17 protein-coding genes are annotated in these 23,217 nt (G+C 63.0%); 3 read left to right on the top strand and 14 right to left on the bottom strand.

Annotated features, from left to right (window positions below):
- Positions 1-140: 140 nt before the first annotated feature.
- From BISU_RS00495 to BISU_RS00470, 6 genes are all read right to left on the bottom strand, one after another.
- Positions 141-1,220 (bottom strand): histidinol-phosphate transaminase, encoded by a 1,080-nt coding sequence (locus tag BISU_RS00495; protein WP_024464310.1) that lies wholly within the window; start codon positions 1,218-1,220, stop codon positions 141-143.
- Positions 1,221-1,404: 184 nt separating this feature from the next.
- A complete protein-coding gene (locus BISU_RS00490) occupies positions 1,405-5,907 on the bottom strand; it encodes a transglutaminaseTgpA domain-containing protein (protein ID WP_024464309.1) in 4,503 nt (1,500 codons plus the stop codon).
- 10 nt (positions 5,908-5,917) lie between these two features.
- The gene (locus BISU_RS00485; protein WP_024464308.1) at positions 5,918-7,030 is read right to left on the bottom strand and encodes an AAA family ATPase; all 1,113 of its coding nucleotides are present in this window, start codon (positions 7,028-7,030) and stop codon (positions 5,918-5,920) included.
- 263 nt (positions 7,031-7,293) lie between these two features.
- The gene (gene groES, locus BISU_RS00480; RefSeq protein WP_024464307.1) at positions 7,294-7,587 is read right to left on the bottom strand and encodes a co-chaperone GroES; all 294 of its coding nucleotides are present in this window, start codon (positions 7,585-7,587) and stop codon (positions 7,294-7,296) included.
- A gap of 263 nt (positions 7,588-7,850) precedes the next feature.
- Positions 7,851-9,359: a hypothetical protein gene (locus BISU_RS00475; protein WP_024464306.1), complete on the bottom strand. Its 1,509-nt coding sequence runs from the start codon at positions 9,357-9,359 to the stop codon at positions 7,851-7,853.
- Positions 9,360-9,399: 40 nt separating this feature from the next.
- On the bottom strand, positions 9,400-10,074 hold the full coding sequence (locus tag BISU_RS00470) for a GNAT family N-acetyltransferase (protein WP_024464305.1): 675 nt from the start codon (positions 10,072-10,074) through the stop codon (positions 9,400-9,402).
- 232 nt (positions 10,075-10,306) lie between these two features.
- Between BISU_RS00470 and BISU_RS00465 the strand changes: the two genes are divergently transcribed.
- The 3 genes from BISU_RS00465 (at position 10,307) to BISU_RS00455 (ending at position 12,336) form a co-directional block, all read left to right on the top strand.
- Positions 10,307-10,900: a 5-formyltetrahydrofolate cyclo-ligase gene (locus BISU_RS00465; RefSeq protein ID WP_024464303.1), complete on the top strand. Its 594-nt coding sequence runs from the start codon at positions 10,307-10,309 to the stop codon at positions 10,898-10,900.
- Between the two features lie 136 nt (positions 10,901-11,036).
- Complete coding sequence (locus BISU_RS00460) at positions 11,037-11,234, top strand: FmdB family zinc ribbon protein (protein WP_024464302.1); 198 nt, start codon at positions 11,037-11,039, stop codon at positions 11,232-11,234.
- A 289-nt stretch (positions 11,235-11,523) separates the two neighbouring features.
- Positions 11,524-12,336, top strand: a complete 813-nt coding sequence (locus BISU_RS00455) for an SAF domain-containing protein (protein ID WP_081672801.1) — start codon at positions 11,524-11,526, stop codon at positions 12,334-12,336.
- A gap of 186 nt (positions 12,337-12,522) precedes the next feature.
- On the opposite strand, the gene BISU_RS11840 is transcribed toward BISU_RS00455, so the two are convergent.
- The 8 genes from BISU_RS11840 to BISU_RS00415 form a co-directional block, all read right to left on the bottom strand.
- Positions 12,523-12,723 carry a hypothetical protein gene (locus BISU_RS11840; RefSeq protein WP_081672800.1) on the bottom strand — a complete coding sequence of 67 codons (201 nt, stop codon included), beginning with the start codon at positions 12,721-12,723 and terminating at the stop codon, positions 12,523-12,525.
- On the bottom strand, positions 12,720-16,346 hold the full coding sequence (locus BISU_RS00445) for a helicase (RefSeq protein ID WP_024464299.1): 3,627 nt from the start codon (positions 16,344-16,346) through the stop codon (positions 12,720-12,722). Before BISU_RS00445 ends, BISU_RS11840 begins: the two co-directional genes overlap by 4 nt.
- Before the next feature lie 7 nt (positions 16,347-16,353).
- The gene (locus tag BISU_RS13030) at positions 16,354-18,072 is read right to left on the bottom strand and encodes a variant leucine-rich repeat-containing protein (RefSeq protein WP_024464298.1); all 1,719 of its coding nucleotides are present in this window, start codon (positions 18,070-18,072) and stop codon (positions 16,354-16,356) included.
- Between the two features lie 403 nt (positions 18,073-18,475).
- A complete protein-coding gene (gene rplL / locus BISU_RS00435; RefSeq protein ID WP_024464297.1) occupies positions 18,476-18,856 on the bottom strand; it encodes a 50S ribosomal protein L7/L12 in 381 nt (126 codons plus the stop codon).
- Between the two features lie 112 nt (positions 18,857-18,968).
- Complete coding sequence (gene rplJ / locus BISU_RS00430; RefSeq protein ID WP_024464296.1) at positions 18,969-19,490, bottom strand: 50S ribosomal protein L10; 522 nt, start codon at positions 19,488-19,490, stop codon at positions 18,969-18,971.
- 542 nt (positions 19,491-20,032) lie between these two features.
- Positions 20,033-21,382: an L-fucose:H+ symporter permease gene (fucP, locus tag BISU_RS00425; RefSeq protein ID WP_024464295.1), complete on the bottom strand. Its 1,350-nt coding sequence runs from the start codon at positions 21,380-21,382 to the stop codon at positions 20,033-20,035.
- Positions 21,383-21,716: 334 nt separating this feature from the next.
- Positions 21,717-22,121, bottom strand: coding sequence for a VOC family protein (locus tag BISU_RS00420; protein ID WP_024464294.1), 405 nt, complete (start codon positions 22,119-22,121; stop codon positions 21,717-21,719).
- A 186-nt stretch (positions 22,122-22,307) separates the two neighbouring features.
- Positions 22,308-23,039: a hypothetical protein gene (locus BISU_RS00415; RefSeq protein ID WP_024464293.1), complete on the bottom strand. Its 732-nt coding sequence runs from the start codon at positions 23,037-23,039 to the stop codon at positions 22,308-22,310.
- Positions 23,040-23,217 lie beyond the last annotated feature (178 nt).

Below are 23,217 nucleotides of genomic sequence, written 5' to 3'. Positions count from 1 at the left end.
CTGCGGCCGCAGCCTTTGCGTGGACTTTATGCGGTTCGTGGCCGACGGCCGTGCGCAGACGATCCGAAAGCGATGCACACGGGCCTTCCGCAAAGTCCATTCAGGCGCACATCGCTGCCGGTATTCGTCAGTTGCCGAATTCAGAATCCCTGCGTCTTCAGCTGCTGGCATACGTCGATGACGATGTCGTTCGCCTCCGGCTCGCCGATGGTGATGCGAATGCCCTCACCGCTGAACACGCGCACCGACAGCCCGGCCTGGGTGAAGATCGCCGCAGCCTCGTCGGTCCGCTCCCCCAACGCCAGCCAGAAGAAGTTCGCGTACGGCTCGGCAAAGTCCCAACCTTGGGAATGAAGCGCCGCCACGACGCGATCGCGTTCGCCGATGATCGACTTCACACGCACCTCAAGCTCCCCTGAAACGTCCAGCGAAGCCTGCGCCGCGCTCTGGGCCACGTCGCTCACGGCGAAAGGCAGGGACACCTTGCGCATGCCGTCGATCACGTCTGCGGGCGCGACCGCATATCCCACGCGCAGACCAGCCAGCCCGTAGGCTTTCGAGAAAGTATGCGCGACCACGATATTCGGGTACTCGCGGAACAGATTCATGGCCACATTCGTGCCCGCATCGGTGTTGAACTGGAAATACGCCTCGTCGAAGAGCACCAGCACGTCCGAAGGCACGGCCTCCATAACGCGCCGGGCCTCCTCGTCGCCGAGCGAAGTCGAGGTGGGATTGTTCGGGTTGTTGAGGATGACCAGGCGGGTGCGTTCGTTCAGCGCGCCGATGATGCCATCGATGTCATGCGAGCCGTCAGGCCGATTCGGCACTTGCACGCTGGCAGCGCCGGCTCCTGCGACAATAATCGGGTAGGCCTCGAAGCTGCGCCACGGGTAGACGATCTCGTCGCCGGGGCCGGCGACCAAGGACACGAGCTGCGTGATGACCTCGCATGATCCGCAGCCCAGCACCACGTTCTCCGGCCCGACGCCGTTCAACGATGCCAAACGCTCGACCAGATCCCAGCCACGCATGTCGGGATAGCGGTTGATGTGGTCCAACGCCTGTTGCCTGATGGCCTCCACCACGCTGGGAAGCGGCTCGAAGGGGTTCTCGTTGCTGGATATCTTGAAGCTGCGCTGCCCTTGCACTTCGGGGGCGGGCTTGCCCTGCTTGTATCCGGGGATGGTGTCGATGATCGCACGATGCTGGTAAGTCATGCGTCCATCGTAATCCCTTCCCGCCGCATTCGGTCACATTGCTGGCGCGGTGAGCTTCGCCAAAGGCATTTTGCCGGATTCTCGATCCAGAGCCGCACTCCAGCCTCGCGTCTCGGCCGCGCCACGCTCCCGCGCAGATGCCGCGCGAAACCCTCGCAGCTGCCATGCGATCATCAGACGATCATCAGGCAATTGACCGCGCGTCGTTCCGCGACCGTCTCAACAATGACGAAGGAAGGAGCTTCGCCGCCAGCCAGCCCTTCCGTGAGCTCTTGCGCCTGGCCTGCAGCAACGTCTCGATCAGAGCCTCCAGACGCTCCTGCAAATCGCCGACCGGCGCACCGCCATCGGGCGAGAACGCAGCCGCGAGCGCGGCATCGGCTAGGCGTTCGACATCATCAGCAAGCCCGCCTGACTGGCTGCTTTCAGAGCGCTGCTCGACCCGCTGCCCAAGCCACTGAATGATCGCGGCGGCAATGTCTCGATCCGTGCGGTTCTGATTCCAGCGCACGCCCGCATCCCACGCCGTGTCCTGCAGCTCATCCCAGGCGAGAATCCACGCCTGCGCGGCCTTGCCGCGATCATGCACCAGCTGGGAGGCCGAGCCGATGGTCCGCATCCGCCGCCGTCGCCGCTTGGCGCGCAGCGCCGCCGGAGCGCAAGCAGCCGCAGCAGCAAGCAGCATGCCAAGCGCCAGCCACAGCACGATGCGCACCCAGCGCGACATTCCCAGCAGCATGGCGAAGATGCCGTTATCGGCCCCTTGCGCCGGTTTCGCATCCGCAGCCGCAGAGTCGCCGGAAGTAGGCGAAGGAGCGTTCTCGCGCGATGTCGACGCACTTGAGGGGGTGCTTTGCGAAGGAGCCGCCGTCGCCGACGCGTTCGAAGAAGCCGATGAGATCCCCGTCGCCACGCTGGATTGATCTTCGGATGCCGGCGTCACATCAAAGGGCACCCACCCGACGCCATCGATGTAGGCCTCGACCCAGGAATGCAGCTGCTTGGCCGCGACCGCGTAACTTCCATTACGTTCGCTTGTCTCATCGCCGGCGCGATATCCCAGCACCATGCGGGTCGGCACACCCATCGCGCGGCCCAGCACCGCAAGCGCACTGGCATAGTGGATGCAGAAGCCGCTACGGGTTTCCAGGAAGTCGTCGATGACCTGCATGTTGTTTCTTCCCCCGCCGTCCGGGGCGTCGAGCGAATAGGCGAAGCGATTGCGGGCGTCGGCGAAGTAGTCGACAAGATATCGCATCGCCGCTATCTGGCTGTCGGCGTCGTTGCCTGCGGCAGGCGTTCCTGCTGCGCGTGCGGCATCCACGATGGCACGCACTCTGGCCGGAAGCTGCACGGGAAGCTGCGTGTATTGCTGCTGGATGCGCTGTTCGGAAGCCGCGATCCGCTGCATGGCCGATCGGGGAATCGTGGTGCGATCATTCGTTTCAGCGCCGGACGTGATGACGCCGGCCGCGCCCAGATCATGCCTGCGGAACATGTCGGCCAACGTGCTGCCGGGATTGCGCTGCCATGCTGCAAGTCCATCATCGCCTGCCGCACCGGCATCGCCGCCCTCCCAGCCTTGCGCAGGCGCTGCCGAAGCGTCCACAAGCATCGCCAAGGTCAGCGTTTCAGCGTTTTCGAAGGCCAATCCGTATGGCTCATCCCGGGTGCTGAATCCCAAGCGCTGATTCAGGGCATCGTTGAAGACGATGTTCCTCAGCTCGGTCGACTTGCCGCCAGCATCGGCGAGTGTCCCCGACGATTCGCCGACCTCGCCCACCACGGCTCCGGATGCGTCGACGACGTCGCCTCCGGCTCGGATGGAAAGGGGCATGAGCAGCCAGTTGCCGTCGATGCTCGTTCCGCTGCCCGCGGCATCGCTCGCCGCCGCACGCCTGCTGGCGCTCCGCTCACGCCATGACATGGAGGTGCCCGGCTGCTCGGCAATCATCGATTCGCGCAGCGCCTCCACGCGGCTGATCTGGTCGAATCCGGAATCCGAGGAAATCGGCTCAAGATACGCGCCGAGGACGGAATAGCGCATATTGCGCGTTGTCGGCCGCGCAGGGTTGTATACGATTCCCTGATCGTCGACCAGCCATGAACTGTCTACACCGGTGAAGTTCACGGGATCGCCCGCCACCGGCAGGAAGCGCGAGCTGAGCGATTCGATGCGGATATCCGCCCGGGCCATGAAGGGCGAAGGCGTTGCCGATCCGGAATTCCCGGATATCGTCGAGTAGTCGCCGCCGTCGCCATACAAGCTCGTCGTTGCGCTTCCCAAGCCGAGGTATTGCAGATTCAGATAGACCGCAAGCGGATCGTCGAACCACCAGGTTCGCGAACGCCCGCCTTGGCCCTCGCCTGCGGACAGCAGCGGCGAGCCATAGAAATCACCGTTGCGCGCGAGCTCTCGGTCGTATCGCCACGTGTCGCCGTTGAAGTCGTCAAGCGTGCTCATGCGCAGGTAGCGCGGGTGCTCGGAGGCGTATTCGAGCACGGTTGCGCTTGATCCTTGCGCAAGCGAGCGCTTGAGATCGACCATCGGGTTGATGGTGTTCGCCGACAGCAGGCCCGTCGAATCGCCGATCGACAACGGCACCGCGTACGCCAGATTCATCGCGCTGCCGGTCAGCGCCATGGTCAGCGCGGCGACGAGCACCGAGGACAGTGTCGGCAGGGCTATGGGGTCAGCGTGTCCCGGCTGCTCGGATTCCGCAGCATCTTCAGGGCGTGCGCTCTCCGCCGATTCGTAGGCCGCTGACCAGGCGGGTTTTCTCGACCACAGCGAAAGCATGAATGCGACAGTCGCCAGCGTCATGAACCATGCCGGACTCTTGTGGCCGAGCAAAATGGCATCCGCGGCAAGTGCGGCCAGCGGCATGAGCGCAAAGACTGGTGCAAGCGTCCGGTAGACGAGCAGCCAGCGGGCTATCAGCGCCGCGACGGCCACGACGACGATCAGCACCAAATCGGATGACGGCCGCACGCTGACCGGAGGCAGTTGCTCGATCAAGGCATCGAAACCCTGTTGGAAGCAGCTTTCCAGCAACTGCCACGCACGCTGCCAGAACGAGTCGTTTGGAGCACTGGGCATGCCCGAGGCGCTGCGGGTATACGCGGCCGCATCGAACAGCCATATCCCGGTGATGCTGCGCACTCGAACGAGCACCATTGCCGCAGCGGCCAGCACTATGGCGAGGCTCGCAATGGCAGCGCGCGCAAGCTCCCGCACATCGCTGCGCTCCGGCAGGGCGTGGCCCGCGGCAATCATCGCGAAGGCGATCCGCGCGAACCAAACCCAGAAGCCGTCCGGCGCGACCAGCACGGCGCAGCCGTGCACGGCCAGTTCGAAGAACGCCAGCAATGCCAGCGCAGTGACTAGATCGTTGCGATGCAAGCGGCTGGATTGTGGGCGCTGCGCCGCTGCAGCGTTCATTGCCGCGTTTCGACCTGGCTGCGCTTGGCCGTGCGTTCGTCCGTGCGCTTGGCCGAGATAAATCGCATCTGGCGATGAGCTGAGCGCGATATGGCGAAGCGGCGGGTTGCGTTCGTCGCCGGCCGCGCCATCAACGGTCTGTATCCGCAGGCTTCCGGGAGGCAGCTCCTCGCGCAAGGCCGAAGATAGCGCACCTTCGTTTGCGGCGGTCAGCAGGACGACCGTGGCTGGGCCTTGGCCCACTTGAGCCAGACGCCGTATTTCGGGTGCAAACGCCTCGGCTGCGGTTCCCGCAATCGCGCGCATGGATGCCAGCAGCCGAATGCGCTCGTGCGCAGTCGCGGCGCTCTGCACGCCATCAGTGACGACGATATCCCGTTCCTGCCCTGAGACGCCACGTATGAGCATCAATGCCTGCATGACCTCGAATTCGACCTGGGCCTGCGTGACTCCCGGCGTGCGCACGTCGAGCACGATCACAATCGTTGGCTTCGATTCGCGCGATGTCTCCCGGGTCATCAATGTGCCCCGATGAGCGCTTTGCCGCCAGGCGATCAGCTTGGGTGGGTCTCCAGCCACATAGTCACGCACCAGCGGCGTGCTCTCCCCTTGCGTGCGATCGCGCGGATGCGGCCCCAGGCCAGCAGCCTTGGCTCCTGCGGCGGGTTCGGGATTGGCGAGCATCGCATGCTCCGCATCGCTGCGCAGCACCACGCGCACCACGAACAGGCCGAAAGGGTCCTTCCAACGCCAGGCTTCGCGTGCGCTGCAGAACAGCCCTCTTGCTTGGGGCAGCTCCCCTGCGAATCGTGCGATTGCCTCGCCGTCCTGATCGCGCTGCTCATACTGGCGCATCACCGTTACGCCGTGCGGCCATAATTGGAAACGCAGTTGGAAACGCAGCCAGCGTCCGAGACGAGCGCTTCCAACATGCGAATCGCCTTTCGACCGCTGGCCATCGCGCAGCATCACGCTGCGGCGACCAGTGCCGCGACCGATGTCGCGACGGTCGACCCGAGCCACGCATACCGCTTGCAGCACAGCGATCAGCAAGGCGACGGCAAGCGCCAAAGCCCCGGCCAGAGCTCCGGCAACCAGCGTGCGCTCATCGAACAGCAGCGCGGCATACCATACCGCTGCATCCAATACGAGGGCTACGCAGCCGGAGAGACTCGGCCTGAGCGAGCCATGCGTCGCGAAACGACGCGCAGCCCGCTCAGACCGATGCAATCCGTTGCGCGGCATAGGCATATTCCTAGCGTTCCGCGCTGAGCACGTCGCGACGGACCGCCAGACGACCGACGCGTCCGTCGTGCGCCTGAGGACGGGGTGGGGGAACTCGCCCGACGATGCCGGCAATCGTCGTGCGCGACTGTTCGAGCGGCGAAGCGCCAAAGGGTCGCTCCGCCATCACCAGCCGGTGCGCCCACGCCGGGGCCGCCATGCGCTGCACGTCCTCGGGGATGACGAAATTTCGGCCTTGCCCGAGCGCATGCGCCCGAGCCATCGCCGCCAAAGCAAGACTGCCGCGCGGCGATACGCCGTAGCGCACATCCGGGTGCTCGCGGGTGGCATGCGCCAGATCGACGATGTAATCAGCAACCGGGGCGGATAAAAACACCTTGCCGCAGGCGCCGCGCACAGCCGCTATCTGCCGCTCGCTGCATACCTGCCGCATACCTTCCAGCGGGTCGGAGCCGTCGGCGTCGCGCAGCATCGCGGACTCCGCAGCAGCCTGCGGGTAGCCGAAGCTCGTGCAGACCATGAAGCGGTCAAGCTGCGCTTCGGGAAGCGGGTACGTGCCCTCAAGTTCGATCGGATTCTGCGTGGCCACGACGAAATACGGGTCGGGCAGCTCGTAGGTCTCCCCGTCAACGCTGACATGCCCCTCGCCCATGGCCTCCAGCATCGCGGACTGCGCTTTGGGATTGGCCCGGTTGATCTCGTCGGCTATGACGACATTCGCGAACAGCGGCCCGGGATGGAAGACGAAGGAGCCGCTGGCCTGCGAGAAGACATCCACGCCGGTCAGGTCGCCGGGAAGCAGATCGGGAGTGAACTGGATGCGGCGCGATGAGCCGCCGATGGCACGACCTAATGCCCGCGCCAGCGTGGTCTTGCCCACGCCCGGCACATCCTCAAGCAGCAGATGGCCGCCGGCGACGAAGGTGGCGACCGCCAGCTCGACCACTTCGCGCGAACAGGAGAGCACCGCGTCGAGCGTGTCGATGAGATCCGCCATGATCTGCGAATTGTCGTCAGTGTCGCGAGCGTCGTATCCGACGCCGAGCCCGATATGGCCCCTGTCGGCCGATTCCGACAGCCCATGCAGGCCTGCTAGGGCCGCGCCTTCGGCTGGTTCAGTCATAAGCACCCCCTGTGCGCGTCGTGGTATCGCAAAACGGTAAGCCCACAATATGTCACAAGTTTGGCGTTTGGCATCGAATCGCCTTGGATTCCCCCGGAAGCGAGATAAGGCGGTGCAACAACGATCTGCACGTTATTTTTACAAATGGTATTTTCGGAAGTTTTTCGCGAGCGACCGCCTGCCCGGCATCGTCAGCATACGCTTCGGCCCCGGAAGGCATGAAGCCGTCCGGGGCCGAAATGAACGCGATCCGTCGAAGCCGATCAGTTCAGGATGGCGAGCACGTCGCGCGAAGCGACGATCAGGTAATCCTCGCCCTTGTAGTTCACCTCGGTGCCGCCGTACTTGGAGTACAGCACCTTGTCGCCGACCTTGACATCCACGGGGATGCGCTTGCCGTCATCATCGCGGCGGCCGGGGCCAACGGCCAGGACCTCGCCCTGCTGGGGCTTCTCCTTGGCATTGTCCGGGATGAACAGGCCGGAAGCGGTCTGCGTCTCGGCCTCAGCCTGCTTGACGATGATCTTGTCTTCCAACGGTGTGAGTGAGATCGACACTGTGGACCTCCTCTTTCTATGTGAGAGAAATCGATTGTTCCCGCGCGGGGGCACCGCTTCCAGGGCTGACGATCACTGTCCGCATCGTCCCGTTGCGCTCGTGCCTTATCGTAGCGCGAAAATTAGCACTCTGCCAACTCGAGTGCTAACGCTGAGAGTGAAACGCTCGTAATTGCGGGAATCACCCGCCGATAAGTGTCCACGCGAATCCACCCTGCCAAGGCACAGAGAGGCAGCGCGGTGACCGCAGAACCGCTCGGCGCTCAGGAAACGCGACGGGCGAGCACTGCCTCGATGTCGCTGCCGAGCGAATCCGATGTAGCATCAGGCACTTCGATGTCAGCCTCGACCTCAGCGCGGTGGAAGGCCCGCGCGTCGTTCACCGGGCGATCGGTCGTCTGCAGCGCGGTTTGCGAAGAGTCCTGCGCCGGCTCTTTCTGCGCAGCCGGAGCCTGGCCGGCGTCGTCTGCGGGTGCAGCTGCAGCATGCTGGGACACGGCGACTCCTGCGGAAGTGGAATCGCCGGTCGGCACGGAGTCGTTCGTAGGAGCAGCGTCATTTGCAGGGGCGGCGTCGCTGGCCGCGGCGCCATCGTGCCGCGCGGCAGCGTCTTCGTTCTGCGCACTGTGCTGCGGCACGGCCTTGGCCACCTGACGCATCGATTTAATTTCCAGGCTTTCGGGCGCCGAGGGCGCCTCCTGTTCGATGTTGCGCGGAGCGCCCAGCGAGAAGGAGATGAGATCCTGCTGCGTCGCCATGTCGAAGACGTCCAGCGCCGGAGCGGCATGGATTCGTTCCAGCTCGGAAGTGGCGTCAGCGGCATCATGCGCATGGCCGATTTCCGGCTGTCCCAAGACGGCTTCTGCTGCAACGCCTGCGTCCTTCTTGGAATCCACCTTGGATTCCACCGGTTTTTGGAGCCCCGCAGCTGCCTGAGCCGCAGACGACTCAGCTGCTGACGGCTGAGCGACAGCCGGCACGGTTCCCTCGGCCTTAGCCTCGGCGGAGCCGACCTCGCCCGAAGCAACCTGCGAAGCTGCAGCCTTGGCTTTTGCCCCGGCAGACGAGGACGAGGCATGCGCCTGATGCTGCAGGCGCGCGGCCCGGCCCTCCTCCTGAGCACGTCTGAGTGCGCGGCGGATCTCACGCTGCTCCATGACGTCGGTCGGAACATCGCTGTGATTTCGCTCGTCCGGCTCGGCGTGCGCGCTCTGCTCAGCGTTCGAGCCCTTGCGTTCGGAAGAAGCGGTTGACGTCCCAACCTCAGGAACGGACCTGCGCCGAGCCGAACCTGTTCGCCGCGCCGCCACGCGCTGCTCCCATTCGCGCGCCTGTCTCGATGCGCGCACGCCCAAACCAAGCACGAGCGCCACCAGGAGCAAGGGGATCAGCGCGAACAGCGGATCATAATGCCATACGAACGAAAGCCCGAATACGGCGAAAACAAGCGCAACCAGCGCGATCACAAGGATTCTGCGGCGGCGAATCGCCTCGCGACGCAGCTTGCGCACCTGCGCGATATGCTCGCGGGACGCCTCCGAGCCTCGTGACTGCTGTGGCTGCATAACCGCCCCTTTCACCATATGCGTACGTCCGTCGGAAAACCGCATGCCGCTGTTCTCATCGACCAGATGCAACGATGACGAAAACCGATCCTGTCGGCGTTCGATGACCCGCCTCATGCTGTCGACCGTCTTTCCGGGCAGCCAACCGACCATCACGATCACGAGAATCGCAAGAACCACGATAGTGCTCACTGACTCGTAACCCATGGTTCCTAACAATAGAAGACTTTTTGTCACTTTGGGATGATTATTCCCGGGCGTGTCGGCCAATAAGCCGTTTCGCGAACCCTTCCGGAGCGTCTTCGGCCAGCAGGCTGAAGGTGTCGTGGTCGCGCCACGCGCCATCGACGTACATGTATCGGGGCCGTATGCCCTCATGGTGGGCGTGGAGCTTTTCGGCCACGCGTCGGGAGCGCGCGTTATGCGGCAGCATGGCAATCTCCAGCCGATGCAGGCCGGGGCCGTCAGGGTCGTGCAGCGCCCAATCGGCCAGCAATGCGACGGCCGTCGGAGCGATGTTCAGCCCGGCATGCCGATGATCGACCCAGTAGCCCACCACCCCGGTGCGCATCGAACCGTAGCTGATCGCGCCCAGCGAAACCTGGCCGACGATGCGCATCTGGTATTCAATCACGAACAGCGCACCCGTCCCGTTGCTTTCATCGCGATGCTGGCGCTGCAGCCAGGCATTGAAACTGATGCCCGGGCCATGCTGCGGATCGCCCGATTCCCAAGGCCTGAGCCATTCGCGATTGCGCCAGCGCAGATCGTTCCACTCGTCATAATCCTGCGCATCCATCGCTCGTAATGTGATGGGAACCGCTCCCGCTGGGGCGGCAAGCGAGTCGGGCATGTGGACGCCAACATGGACGCCGTCAGTTTCTGGCGCAAACGCCTCGCGCAATGACCGTAATAATGACACGGCCCTATTCTCCCACGGACCGGATTACACAGGAATCATCCTCTCCGCCAGCATTCTATTTTGGCCCATACGGCTCTGAGGCGTTTCGGCTGCAATCGTGCAGAAAGTCCTCTTGCCCCTAGACTGGAGGGCGGCACGCGACGAATGCGCATTCGTCGCTGCAGCGGTTCGGAATTGTTTTGAACCGCGAATGACGCATGCTTCGAAGCGAGCGAGGGAAACGAGGATGATCATGAACGAAGTGAAAGCCACGAAGAAAGCCTTGCGCAAGAAGGCGCTCGAACGGCGTCGGGCCATCGGAGCCGATGAATTCGAACGCGCCGGCGAGCTGCTGGCACAGGCTGCGCTGCGGCGCGTCGAAGGGCTCGCGGCGCACAGCACGGTTGCCGCGTATATTTCCATGGGAAGCGAGATTCCGACATTGCCGATGATCGCGGCTTTGCAGCGGCGCGGCATGCGCGTGCTGGTTCCCCGCCTCGGCTCCGGATTGGACATCGGATGGGGCGAAATGGACGATTCGAGTGCGCTTGAGACCATGCCGCGCACGGCTTCGGGCGGCATACGCCCTCGCGAACCGCGCGGAGAGGTGCTCGGGGCCGAGGCTCTGCGCGACGCCAGCGTGGTTTTCGTACCGGCTTTGGCACTCGACGGCAGCAATATGCGCCTGGGGCGCGGCGGAGGCTGGTACGACCGCGCCCTTGCTCAATGCGGACCGCACACACGCACCGTGGCTATCTGCTGGCCTTGGGAGCGGACGAGCGGGCCGTTGCCGCGCGAGGATCACGATATCGCAGTGGATGAGGCATTGGATCTGGGCGACTTGTGATTTCGCATTAAGTTCGTCCGGCGATGAGCTTGCGTCGTTCACGACTGGTGAAACTGCGCGTGTCGAGGCTGGTACTAGGATATGAACGGACTGAATTTCAGCCGATCATCTGACTTGAACCAGTGGAGGAAGACCGTTGCCAACCTATCATTACCGTTGCAAGAACTGCGGGTATGACTTCACCGAACATCAATCGTTCGATGACGACCCTATCACCGTATGCCCGAGCTGCCATGAAGAACAGGTGCGCAAGGTGTTCTCGGCGGTTCCGATCGAATTCAAGGGGCACGGTTTCTACCGCACGGACAGCGGAAGCGGGAAAAGCTCGAAGTAGCTGCGGCCTCCGGCATCGTCTCTTAAATCCGATTCCGGAGGCCGGGCCCAGCATGGCCGTCAAGCCATGGCTTCGTCCATGATTTGACGAAGCCTCACTTCGTTTACAGACCGACGGTGCCATTAGACACCGTTCTTCGCGGCCTTATCGGCCACTCGGCCTCACCTGAAAGCCCACAGGGCTTTCTGCTTAACGGCTCGGCACGCCCGAAATGTGGATAAGTCCAAGCGTTCGACCACATGACCTGATTCGTGTGGACTTGGCAAGCCGATGAGGCCACCATGGCAATATGGTTACTTCATTTCATATACCCCTGTTGGCTGCGGCTCGCTCCCATCTCCGCGGCCGTGGGAGCGATCAGCCTCCCCCACGATTCGGTCTGCGACGGCGACGCGCCATCGCTGCGCTGAGGCGCGTGCTGATACCTGTGCTGGCTGGACTCGCCGTGCTGTTCACCTTGCACAGCGTGGCTTCCGCCACCGCGACGCAGGAAGTGCTCGTGGCCGCCCGGCCGCTGCGGCAGGGTGCGCTCATTCGCACCGCCGATGTCGAAACGCGCACGGTTCCGGCTGCCACGGCATGGCAGTCCGCGGCGCAGACACCATCCGAGGTGAATGGACGAATCGCGCAGATCGATATCAAGCCCGGGCAGTTGCTTGTAGGCAACATGATCAGAGCCTCGCCTGTGGTGCCCAAGGGCTTCACCGTGGTCGAAGCCCGATTAGCGGGGGCGTCCTTTGGCATACGGCTCGGCGACGAAGTGTCGCTGGCGGCCTCCAGCAGCTGCCCCGCGGAGCAAACCCCTACAGCTAACGACGACTCCCAAGACGGCGACTCCCAAAACAGCGGCGTCCAGGATGGAGACGCGGCGGCCGATGCCGATGCCGCGCAGCCCGAAGGCACGCCAAGCGACGGCGATGCGCCGCCAGCCGAGCGGAGCGAGGCCACATGCGTGATCGTCAACACCGCCATCGTCATGGGTGAGGCGCATCGCGATGATACCGGCGCGGGCGTGTCCGTGCCGCTCGCGCTTCCGCCCCATGATGCCGCCATCATGCTGTCCGTGCAAGAGCAGGGGGCGATTATGGCTGTAGCCAAATAGGGAAATCGATGACGCCTACGACATGGCAGGAGAAACCGATGCGCTGAATCAACAAGAGAAGATGGCATAAGAGACTGGCGAGGCCCGTGAATCATCACAAGGATGCAGTCACGCCAAGGCCCGAGCGCATCGTCCGACCAGGTCGAAGGAATCAGGCAAGCCGATGCCTCGAAACTCGCCAAGATCTCAGTCGCGTTCGGCGAATACGCCCCAGTGCGGCGGCAGCTCGGTCAGTATGCGCTTGTCGTCATCGGCCTCGCGCTGGCCCTCAGCGCGCATATCGCCAGGTTCGAGTTTGACGCCGTCCGCATCAAACCGCTCGGATCCGGGCCGCACGACGCGGGCATGCGCACGAGGCTTGCGACGACTCGGATCATAGGCGCTCATCGCACCTCCCGGTAGATTTCGCTGATGCGTTCGACTATGCGGTCAACCTCTTTGTCGGGGTTCACAAAGGCGCCTACGCTCCACACGTTCATGACCGACCAGCCAAGCGTCTCCAAGTCCTGCATGAGGACGCGGTGGCGCTCCCGAGTCGACTGGATGCCCATGAAGCGCGCATCGTCCGTGATCACCGCGAGTGCGAAAGGCTTGGCCTTCAGCCCCACGACCAGCGGAATATGCATGCCGTTGGCGAAGCCGTAATCCACGGCCACGTTCAGCCCGCGAGCGCGGATGCGATCAGCCAGATCGTTGAGCAGCACATTGTCCGAGGTCGTCTTGACTGCGGGGCGCACCGGCTCGTCTTCCTGCTGTTCGGCCCACGCCAGCATGGTTTTCAGCAGCTGGGGACCGGGCTGGTGCAGGCGATCGTCATCAAGATCCTCGGACCCGAAGGCGGAGACGATGTCCACGTTGCGATCGGCCAGAGCGAGAGCATCGAGCAGCAGGCCCCGGCCTCCTTCGCCTTCAAGATGGCCGAATTGCTGGAGCAGCCGACCGTGCGAGGTTTTGGCGTAGCACAGGGAGATGATCACATCGTTGGCGCGGGCTCCAGTCACATCGGTGATGCTGATGAGGCGTACATGGCGAAGGAAGCGGCCCATCGCCGGGTTCTTCGTCGCCAGCGATTTGAGCTCGGCTCCCAGACGGGTTCTGAACACCGAAGTCAGCGTGACGACGCCCAGCACATAGCCGGCCGGCACGATCGTGAAACTCGAGGCGCGCTGCGTGATGAGGCGTATGACTTCGTCGATCTCCTGCTGGCTGCTCTCTACCAGTCCGCTGGACATCACCGGAACGCCGACCGCCTCGATCTTGTGGAAGGCGACATGGCCTTGCATGGCTTCGCTTGTCGGATCGCATGGCGCTGGGCCGTAGCCTTGGTGTTCCAGCAGCGCGGCAAGCTGCGGCGAACGTCGTACCGGGCGTGCTGCGGTTTTGACGGCCGGGAGCATGTCGATTAGCGCGGCCAAGGCATCGGAGGTCACGGTGTCGCGGTGCGCCAGCACCACGATCTGACGGGCGCGGCTGACGACGGACAACAACTGGATGGAAGGCAGGTGGGCGCCCGCGTCGATAATCGCCACATCGCATAGCGGAACCGGGTCGCTCAGCGCGGCGAGCGTGGATGGCGTGCCTACGATGATGGGCTTGGCCGCGGCGAGAATCTGCGGATGGTCGCGCTGCAGCTTGCTCAGCCGCACGGGCGAGGCGCCGGCCAATACGGTATGCAGCTGGTTGGCCTCCTGGGTGCGCGAGAACAGCAGATCGCACAGGCGGCGCATCGCCTCTTGGCGCACCATGGGACCGATCGAGCGCACATGCTCGATATCGACCTGCGCGAAGCGATCGGCGGCGGCCTGCATCGCCGAGCCATCCTGGTTGGAGATAATGGCCGAGGAGCGCACGATGTCTTCGAAAACAGTCGTCCACCACGAAAGCTGCAGCTCGCCTTCGACCGCATCGGTGTCGACGGCGCGATTGCGTAGATCATCCACCAGCTCGCCCAATCCTATGGTCTGGAATTCGCGTTCCAGCCGGCAGCGGCCAGGCAGGGTATCCAACGCCAGATGATCGTCATACAGCGCCTTGAGACGCTCCTCGAGCGTGTTGAAGTCAAGCGTCTCCAGATTCGCGCCAAGCGGCGTGGTGGCGAGCACGGCGTCAAGGGCCGTGATGCTCTCCATAAGCGATTCCTGCGTTTCGAGAATCGAATCAAGCTTGGCGGGCAGCACCGGCCAACCGCCATGCGGCACGAAAATATGCCATTGCTCGGCTTGCTTGGCGACGACTTTGAGCGCCTCGTGCAGATCCTCCACCTGCGCGCCGACGCGCAATAGGCTTTTGGCTTCCTTGACGTGCCGACGACGCTCCCAGAAACCCATCGACGTGCCTTCGGACTTGCGCAGCGACTTGGGCTTGCTGGCCTCGATCATCGCATCGATGTCACGCTCGAAGATCTCGGGCTGGAACACATCGAGCACACGGCGCAGATTGCGCAGCACCATGGTCTGGCGGCTCCACTCCTGCGCAGTAGTGGGAATCGGGAATCCGCAGGTCTGCACTGTGGAGGCGACCTGCGAGCGCGTGGCCGGCAGCAGCTTGCGCAGCACGTCGCCGACGCGGCGATATGCTGCGACTGCTTCCTCCTCGCTCAGCACGGAAGCCTTGTACCAGGAGGTGTCTTCGGGGCCGACGGCGTATTCGCCCAGTTCGCCGGCCTGTCGAAGCTTGGCGCTCCACTCGTCCATATGCTCGCCGATCGAGTGGGCCGCGGCTTTGCTCAGCCGCACATGCGTCGCCGGATGAGTGGGCAGCATGGCGATAGTCGCCAGATTCTGGATAGTCTGGTAGGCGGAAACGCCCCACTGCTCGCTCACCCCATGCAGATCGCCCAAATAGCGCGCCAGCCGTGACCTGACCCCGACCAGCTCATCAGCAAGCTGGTCGAAGCGCGAGATCGCCACGCCGGGCTGGAATCCGACCGCTTCAATCAGCTGCCGGTCCAGGCTGTGGTTGAGGTGTTCGTCGGCGGCGTCCAGCACCTGCCCTTCCAGTTCGCTGGTGCCTATCGCAGCGAGAAAGCGACGTTTCTGCTCGGCCACGCAAGGCACGTAGAGCACCGAACGGCCATTCATCACGCAGCGCGAGGCGATGGCCGCGGATTCCAAGGCGGTGTCGCGCCCAGCCGAAACGTCCAGGAACAGCGATTTTCCGGCAGCGGCCATATTCGCCGCGTACCGCACGGTATTGTCCACGTCGCCGATCTCGTACTCGTTATGCGGGTCGCCGTCAAAAGGACTGTATGGCAATGGTTCGGAGCCCTTAAGCGCGGCTGCGGCCTGCTGGTCTCCGGCGAGGGCGTCCAGCACGGTGCTGCCGCTGCCGCCGTGCTCGAGGCGCTCGATGATCGCGCGCGTTTCAAGCAGTATCTGCGATGCTGGGTCGATGAAGCAGCCCAGCACAATGTCGCGTTCGATATCGAAATCAGCGAAAACGCCGGTGGCCTGCCGCATGATGGCCTCGAAGACGGCCGAGGTCTCAGGCGTCCCGCTGTCATAATTGCTGCCGTCGAAGAGCTCGTCCTCGTCGAGCTCGACGCCCTGCTCGCGCAAGGCGGCCACGAAGCTCGGATTAAGCCGCACATGCCCCGTAAACCTTATTGTGGCATCGGTTTCCTTGCCGTTCGGCTTGCGCACCACATCGACGGGATACATCAGCACCGGGACGCTGTTGCCCGTCCACGTCGCCACGCCCACGATCATCGACAACGGAGCCACGCCGCTGAGCCTGCGCTTCGCCGCGCGGTCGTCCAGCACGCGTTCCAGCCGTCGCCCTGCGGCGCGCAGCATGCCCGAGTCGCGGAACAACGCTTCGAGCGCGGCCTGCCCGCTGGCGAAAAGCTGCGCGATCCCCGAAGGATGCGCATGGGTCATATCCAGCTGCGCGGTCAGCTGGCTCACGTCCTCAAGCGGTGACGGGCCCAGGCCGGTGCGGAAATCCTCATGCCACCGACGAATGCGTTCCAAGCCTGCTCCGGAGAATCCGGACTGCGTGGTTTCGCTCATGCCCCGCTCACTTCCCTACCGCTGTGCGGTATTCCTCATATCCGGCGTTACGCGCCAACGCCGCGTCAATGTCTTTGTCTCCCAATGCTGCCAGCCACGCGTAGAGATCGTCGTAGAGCGACGGGTTCATCGCCAGGAAGGGCAGCAATTGCGGATGCTTCGCCATTTCGAATTGCACAGTGAAGTCCCCCGTGCGCTTCGCATCGTCTGAGGTCAGTCCGTCGATGTCGACAGCCGGCTCGCGTTTGCCGAAGTCGCCCTTGGACACCCGTTCGAAAACCGAGCCTGGTTCGAAGGCCGGGGTAAATACGTTGGTTTCGTCCGCAGCTCGTTCGTCCTTGACGGCTTCACGTACAGCGTCATCATGCGTGTCATGCGTGTCGCCATGCACGTCGATCGGAGCGATATCAGCGGATTCCCGCAGCGCCGGCAGGACAGCGCCGTCATCACGATGCGAAGCACTGAAAATCTCATCGATGCCAATCTCGCGGCCTGCGTATTCCGGGTGGCCCGCATGGCCCGAGCGATCGGCATAGTCGCGATGCTCCGCGCGCCCCGAGTCCGCCTGAGCCCCATGCTGCGTTTCAGCCGTGTCGCCGTCGGCTTCCGCCTGCTCATTTTCCCCGCCATCGCTGAGCGCATCGACGAAGAGATCGCGTTGCGGCGCGGCATCGCCCTGCCCGGGCTGCATGATATTCACCGATATACGCGCCGAGGCGTGCCCGGCCATAACGGCAGCTGCCGCATGCGTATCGCTCTCAGACCCGTTCTGCGCGGGCTCCTTGCCCTGCGGCAAAGCGCGGGTTTCGTCATCGGATCGTTCGGCGTGTTCGATACCGGCCTGCGCACTGTCGGCCCGTGCACTGTCAGCCTGCACGCCAGCGGGTTGCGCACTTTCGGGTTGCGTGCCATTATCCGACACACTGTAATCCGATACGCCCTGATTCTGCTCGGCAGACCGCTCTGCTCCTGCCGGTGATTGCGCATCAGGGAACATCGTGCCGTCTGGCTGCCGGTCCTCCGGCCGCGCACCATCCGAGTGCGCTGCATCGCCCTGATCCTCGGATTCACCTCCTGCAACGCCATCCGCAGCCGCATGGTCAGCCTCATCGGTGCCTACTTCATCAGCGCCCGCCTCATCAGTCGGCGGGAAGGAGAATGCCGCGCTGGCTTTCAGCGCATTCACCTTGCCTGCGACTGTTCTGGTGGAAAACGCGGTCGTCGGTTCGCCCGCTCTGAGGTTGAGAATGTCGTCAACCGACATATCGGCCATGCCCGGCTCGGGCTTCGCCTCGTCAGTCGCATAGGAGAACAGGTCCGGCGGCTGCGCGACCGGCTCTTCCTCCTCCTCGTCGCCCGGCTCCTCCATCTGCACGAAGTCCACGGGAACATCTCCGAACTGCATGCGCATGGGCGACATGGGCAGCGGAAAATCAACACCGCCCTGCAGCCTCATCAGACCGCCACGGTCGCCGACGACATAGCTTCCGTTCGTGGAGTTGAGATCGCGCAGCACGGCGGAACCGTGCTCATCGACCGAGAATACGGCATGGCGCTTCGACATCGAACGCGACGAATCTTCAATCTCCATGCGCTCGAAGCCGTCGTCGGGCAGCGGGCGCAAGGGCTTGCGCCCGATTTCCACGCTTGTGCCCTCCTCCACTTCGGTCTGCTCGATTCCATTGGCCTTGACGATCCACCGCCGTGCAATCCGTTGCTCGCTCACCGTATTGGCCTTCCTTCCATGTACGCACACTATCTGCTATTGTGTCATGTTTTCGTTCTCGCGTCGCGGATTACCCTCACGAATTGACAACTTTCACGCATTCGGCATGCTTAAGCGTAGCTGCGGCTCGCACTTTTTATCATCATTGAAAAAGGCACGAGCGAAACGCACATGGAAAATAACAGCTTTTACATACAGGAATGCTGCGATCCCGACGATCGCTGCTTCGAGAAGGCAAACACACGTTGTTCGCTTGCCTCGCATTTTTAGCTCTGCCAGGAACACGCCAAAAAAGCGCGAGCCTCATACACTCATACACAATGACAGACCCCGCCGCCCGCGACGATACGCGGATGACGGGGTCCAGTCCTATGCAGGCTGCGGCTAGAACAAGCCGCGGCGACTACTTGAGTTCGACGGTGGCGCCAGCCTCTTCGAGCTGAGCCTTGGCCTTCTCGGCGTCTTCCTTCTTGGCCTTCTCGAGCACGGCCTTCGGGGCGGAGTCGACCAGGCCCTTCGCGTCGGCCAGGCCGAGCGAAGTGATGGCGCGGACGGCCTTGATGACCTGGATCTTCTTGTCGCCAATGGAAGCGAGGATGACGTCGAACTCATCCTTCTCTTCCTCGGCCTGAGCGGCAGCGCCCGGAGCGGCGGCAACGGCGGCGACCGGGGCGGCGGCCTCGACGTCGAATTCCTCTTCGAAGGACTTCACGAACTCGGAGAGTTCGACCAGGGTCATTTCCTTGAACGCGTCGAGGAGCTCCTCGTTGGAGAGCTTAGCCATGATGGCTTCCTTTCTTTCACGGCGGCGGGGTGATAAGTGTGTTGGCCCGTCGCCAACAATATTGTTGTTTTATTATGCTGATCGTCGTGCCGCGGCATGGGCCGCGAGGCAATCAGGCGGCCTTCTCCTGCTTTTCGCGCAGGGCGTCGAACGTACGCACGGCCTTGGTGGGCAGCGCGGCGAACATGTAAGCGGCCTTGGCCATCGTGCCCTTGAGCGCGCCGGCCATCTTGGACAGAAGCACTTCGCGGGATTCGAGATCCGCAAGCTTCTGGACGCCTTCGGCATCGTAGACGGTTCCATCAGCGAAACCGGCCTTGAGCACGAGGGGCTTGTTGACCTTGGCAAAGTCACGCAGCGTCTTCGCAGCCTCGACGTAGTCACCCTTGACGAAGGTGATGGCGGTCGGGCCGGCGAGAGTCTCATCGAGACCTTCGATTCCAGCCTCTTTGGCGGCGATGCGAGCCAGCGTGTTCTTAGCCACGGAATAGGAAGTATCGCGGCCTAGCTTTTCACGCAGATCGGAGATCTGTGGAACAGTAAGCCCGCGGTACTCGGTCAGGTAGACCGCATCGGCGTTGCGGAATTGCTCCGTAAGCTGCGCGATCACCTCTGCCTTTTCGGGCCTTTTCATGGCGTTCCTTCCTACAGTCGACCATTGACTTAAGAAGTTCGGTGCGATTCGCCTCGCAGGGCAATAAAAAAGCTCTGCGCACAGGCAGAGCGAACTTGGCCGCAAGCGGCGGACTCTCAATGCACAACCAAGAGCCATTCATCTCAACCTGCGCTGGCTTGGCGAACCAAACTTCGAGAGGCTTGAAGCCTCTAACCAACGGTCTGTGGTTTACAAGATGAATACTATACGCGAGCGCGGAGACTTTTCTCATGGCGTGTCGCCCCGATAGCGCATTCCCATCGCCATGATGCTATCGCAACTGCTGCGACTCGCGGCAGCAGCCTCACAGCAGCCTCGGCGCGAAGGCCATGCAGCAACGCCATGCGCCCGCCCCGGTTCCGTTCCGCCAGGTCTGCAGAACACAGACCGGCGGCGGAAAAACCGTGGGCGGGCGCATGAACGGGGCGAATCGGCTCCCAGCCTAGGCGAATGCGTCAGGATTCGGCGGGCAAGGTCGCGATTGGCAGGGCGCGGCGACTAGTCGCATAGCATGGTTCGACTCAGACCAGCTGGCCCTGCGCCGCCAGTTCGCGCTTCTGCTTCGGAGTGAGCTTGTCATGGCGCATCTCGAAGAGAAAGTAGATCGCCACGATGAGCAATTCGGCGGCGGGCAGGATGAAGGAGAACTGCATTCCTGCGGCGTCCGACAGCGCGCCTTGCAGCGCCGGCAGAACAGCGCCGCCGACGATGGCCATCACGATGATGGCGCCGGCGGTCTCGGTGTAGCGACGATCCTCGACGGTCTCCAGGGTCCTTGAGTAGATGGTCGGCCAGCCGGGTCCGAGGAAGAGGCTGACGCCGGCGGCCATCCACACGGCGACGACGCTGTGGATGGAGACGGTGCCGATCAGCATCAAGGTGCCGATCAGCATGTACACGGCCAGCACGCGGGTCTCGCGGAACTTCGTGAGCAGCCAGCTCGCCAGGAAGCGTCCGACGAGGAAGAAGCCGTAGCTCCACAGCATGAAGTCCGCCGCATCGCGTTCGGTGAAGTGCGGGAACATGTTGAGGGCGAGTCGCATGGTGAAGGACCAGATGCCGGTCTGTGCGCCGATGTAGATGAACTGGCTGGCAACGCCTCCCCAGTACCGGCGATTATGCATCAAGTGGCTGATGGTCTCGCGGAAGCCGGCGTGCGCATCGGCGCCCTCGGCGGTCTTCGGCCGCCCGGAGGGGAACTTCGTGACGGCGAATGCCAAGATGAGGACGATCAGCACGATCAGCACGTACTTGTACGGCGAAAGCGTTCTGCCGAGCTGCGCCACGCCATAGGCATGAGCTGCGGAAGGCGTCATCTTGGCCATTTCCGTCTTGAGGTTCGAGTCCTGGAAGATCAGGTACTTGCCCAGCAGGATGCCGACGATCAGGCCGACCGCGTTCATCACCTGCGCGATGTTCAATCGGACCATGCCCAGGCGCTTCGGGCCGAGCAGCGTCGCATAGGTGTCTCCCGAAGTCTCCAGGAAGCTCAGGCCGATCGCCTCGACGAAGATCGCGAAGAGGAACGGCGCGTACGTCGCCAAGTGGGACGCGGGGAAGAAGATGAAGCATCCTGCGGCGAAGCAGGCCAGGCCGGCGATGATGCCCATCTTGTAGCTGGACTTCTTGATGAACAGCGAAGCGGGGATGGCGATGATGAAGTAGCCGCCGTAGAAGGCGCTTTGCACGAAGGCGGTAGCCAGATCGCTCAGATTGAACACAACCTTGAACTGCGTGATCAGAATGTCGTTCAGACTCGACGCAATGGCCCACATGGCGAACAGAATAGACACCAGAACGAATTGCAGGACCGGAGTGCGGTCGAGATATCCGTCCGGCTGCTCCTTCCATGGCACTTCTTTTGCTGACATTGTCCTTCTTCTTTCTTGCCGGTTTTTCTTGGGAGACGACCGAGGGGCGGGATTGTCCGAGGTCTGTCGTTTCCCCAGGCGCATGACGGCGTCGAGCCGCGTTGGTGCGCCTGACCAAATATTGGATAGCACGGCACTGGACGACCAGTGCCGAATAGTTCGGATTGCGCGGCGTCGCGCAACTCGTTCGGGTTCCTTCAGCTTCCCCGCCGCCTATCGTTTTTGGCGAGGGCGAACGAAGATGCAATCCACAGAGTCTTTGCGCCCGTGGAATCCAAGGACCGTAGTATCAGCGTGCATCGAATCGGCGTCTGCCGACTTCGCGTCTGCCGAATCAGAGAATCTGACAGAACTCGATGGTCTCGTGGTTCGGGCCGAGCACGTTGAAGTAGCGAATGCCCTTTTGCCAGAACGTCGGGATGTATTGGACCGATCCCTCGACGAAGTCCAGATTCAGCTTCTGCGCCTCCTCGAAGGCCTTGTCGATGTCGGTCACGTCAAGCGCGAAATGGTTGATGGCTCCGGTCACGCCGGCAGCTTCGTCGACGGTCCACACCTCAAGCGTCAGATTGGCAAGGCGCAGGAACGCGCAAGTGCTCTCGCCGTTGGGATACTTGCCTGCGACCTCAAAACCGAGCTTGTCGTAGTAGTCAATGGTCCCCTGCAGATCCGTCGTGGGAATGCCGACGTGCTGAACTCCATTGAGATATGTCGTGATATTAGTGATAAGTAGCCTCATCGCCCCTTTGTTGCACATCCGGCCCGCGGCGCTCTGGCGCGAACCTTACAGCATCACTGTAATACCAATCATGAAATTTGCAAAAGTGATGTTCATTTCAGTCGTGTCTCATCCGCGAACCCCCTTCTGCAGGCTGCACCATGGCCCATTGCGTCGCCTACGGCAACGACTTTCTACGGCAACGACCTACAGCGCGGCAGCATACCGGGCGATCGCATCCACAACGCCGGAGAGATAGCCCAGCGAACGCCGCCAGTCGCCGGGCACTTCGATCGAATGGTTGGCGTCCGGGAATTCATGGACATCGTCGGTGAGGGCGTGCGCCCTGTCCGCGTCGTAATACGGGTCGGCCGTCCCAGCGCAGATAAGCGGCTTCCGGGCCGCGTCGTACACGCTGCCGGCGTTCCCGGAAGGTGCCGCAGAAGGCATTTCGCAGGATGCCTGCATCAGCTTCGGTGCCCCATGCGCCGCCGTCGTCTCGCCAGGCACGGCGATGCGCTGGCTGCTGAGGTCGAAGGGAGCCGGATTGAGCACCGGCGTGAGCAGCGCCATGGGCATGCCGAGCTCGCAGGCATGGGCGTAGGCAAGCGTGGTGAGCGATTTGCCGATGAGCAGCATGCGCGGCCGGGGCAACCCGGCGTCGGCGGCCTGGGCCACCACCGAATCATGCCACTCATCGATGGCGGTTTCGATGACCGGCGTCACTTGGGAGAGATCGTCCTTGGTGATGCGCACGTTGAGCCGGTCGACATGCCATCCGGACTGCACCAGCATCTGCGCGGCCCAGTACAGCAGCGGTCGATCGCAGGTGTACCCGGTCCCCGGCATCACCAGCACGCGGCCTTGCGGCTGGTCGCAGGATGCGCGATCCTTGCGCTTCCACGGTTTGATGGCGTATTCGACGATTCCCGATGACACGTTTCCTCCCGGATGCCTTGGTGGGCGCTGTGCATTGGCGAGCGCTGCAGCATTATGCGTGGCGCGCTTGCATAGTGAGGTTTGCCTGCGCATCGCAGCGTATGCGGATTTGCGCAGCGCGGACGAGCCAGCCTAGCCGCGCACGATGGCCGATATGAAACGCATAGTACCGCACGTA

This window comes from Bifidobacterium subtile (genome assembly GCF_000741775.1).
Lineage (GTDB): Bacteria > Actinomycetota > Actinomycetes > Actinomycetales > Bifidobacteriaceae > Bifidobacterium > Bifidobacterium subtile.
The sequence above is the reverse complement of the archived record's forward strand: the minus strand, read 5'-3'. Positions and strand labels throughout refer to the sequence as shown.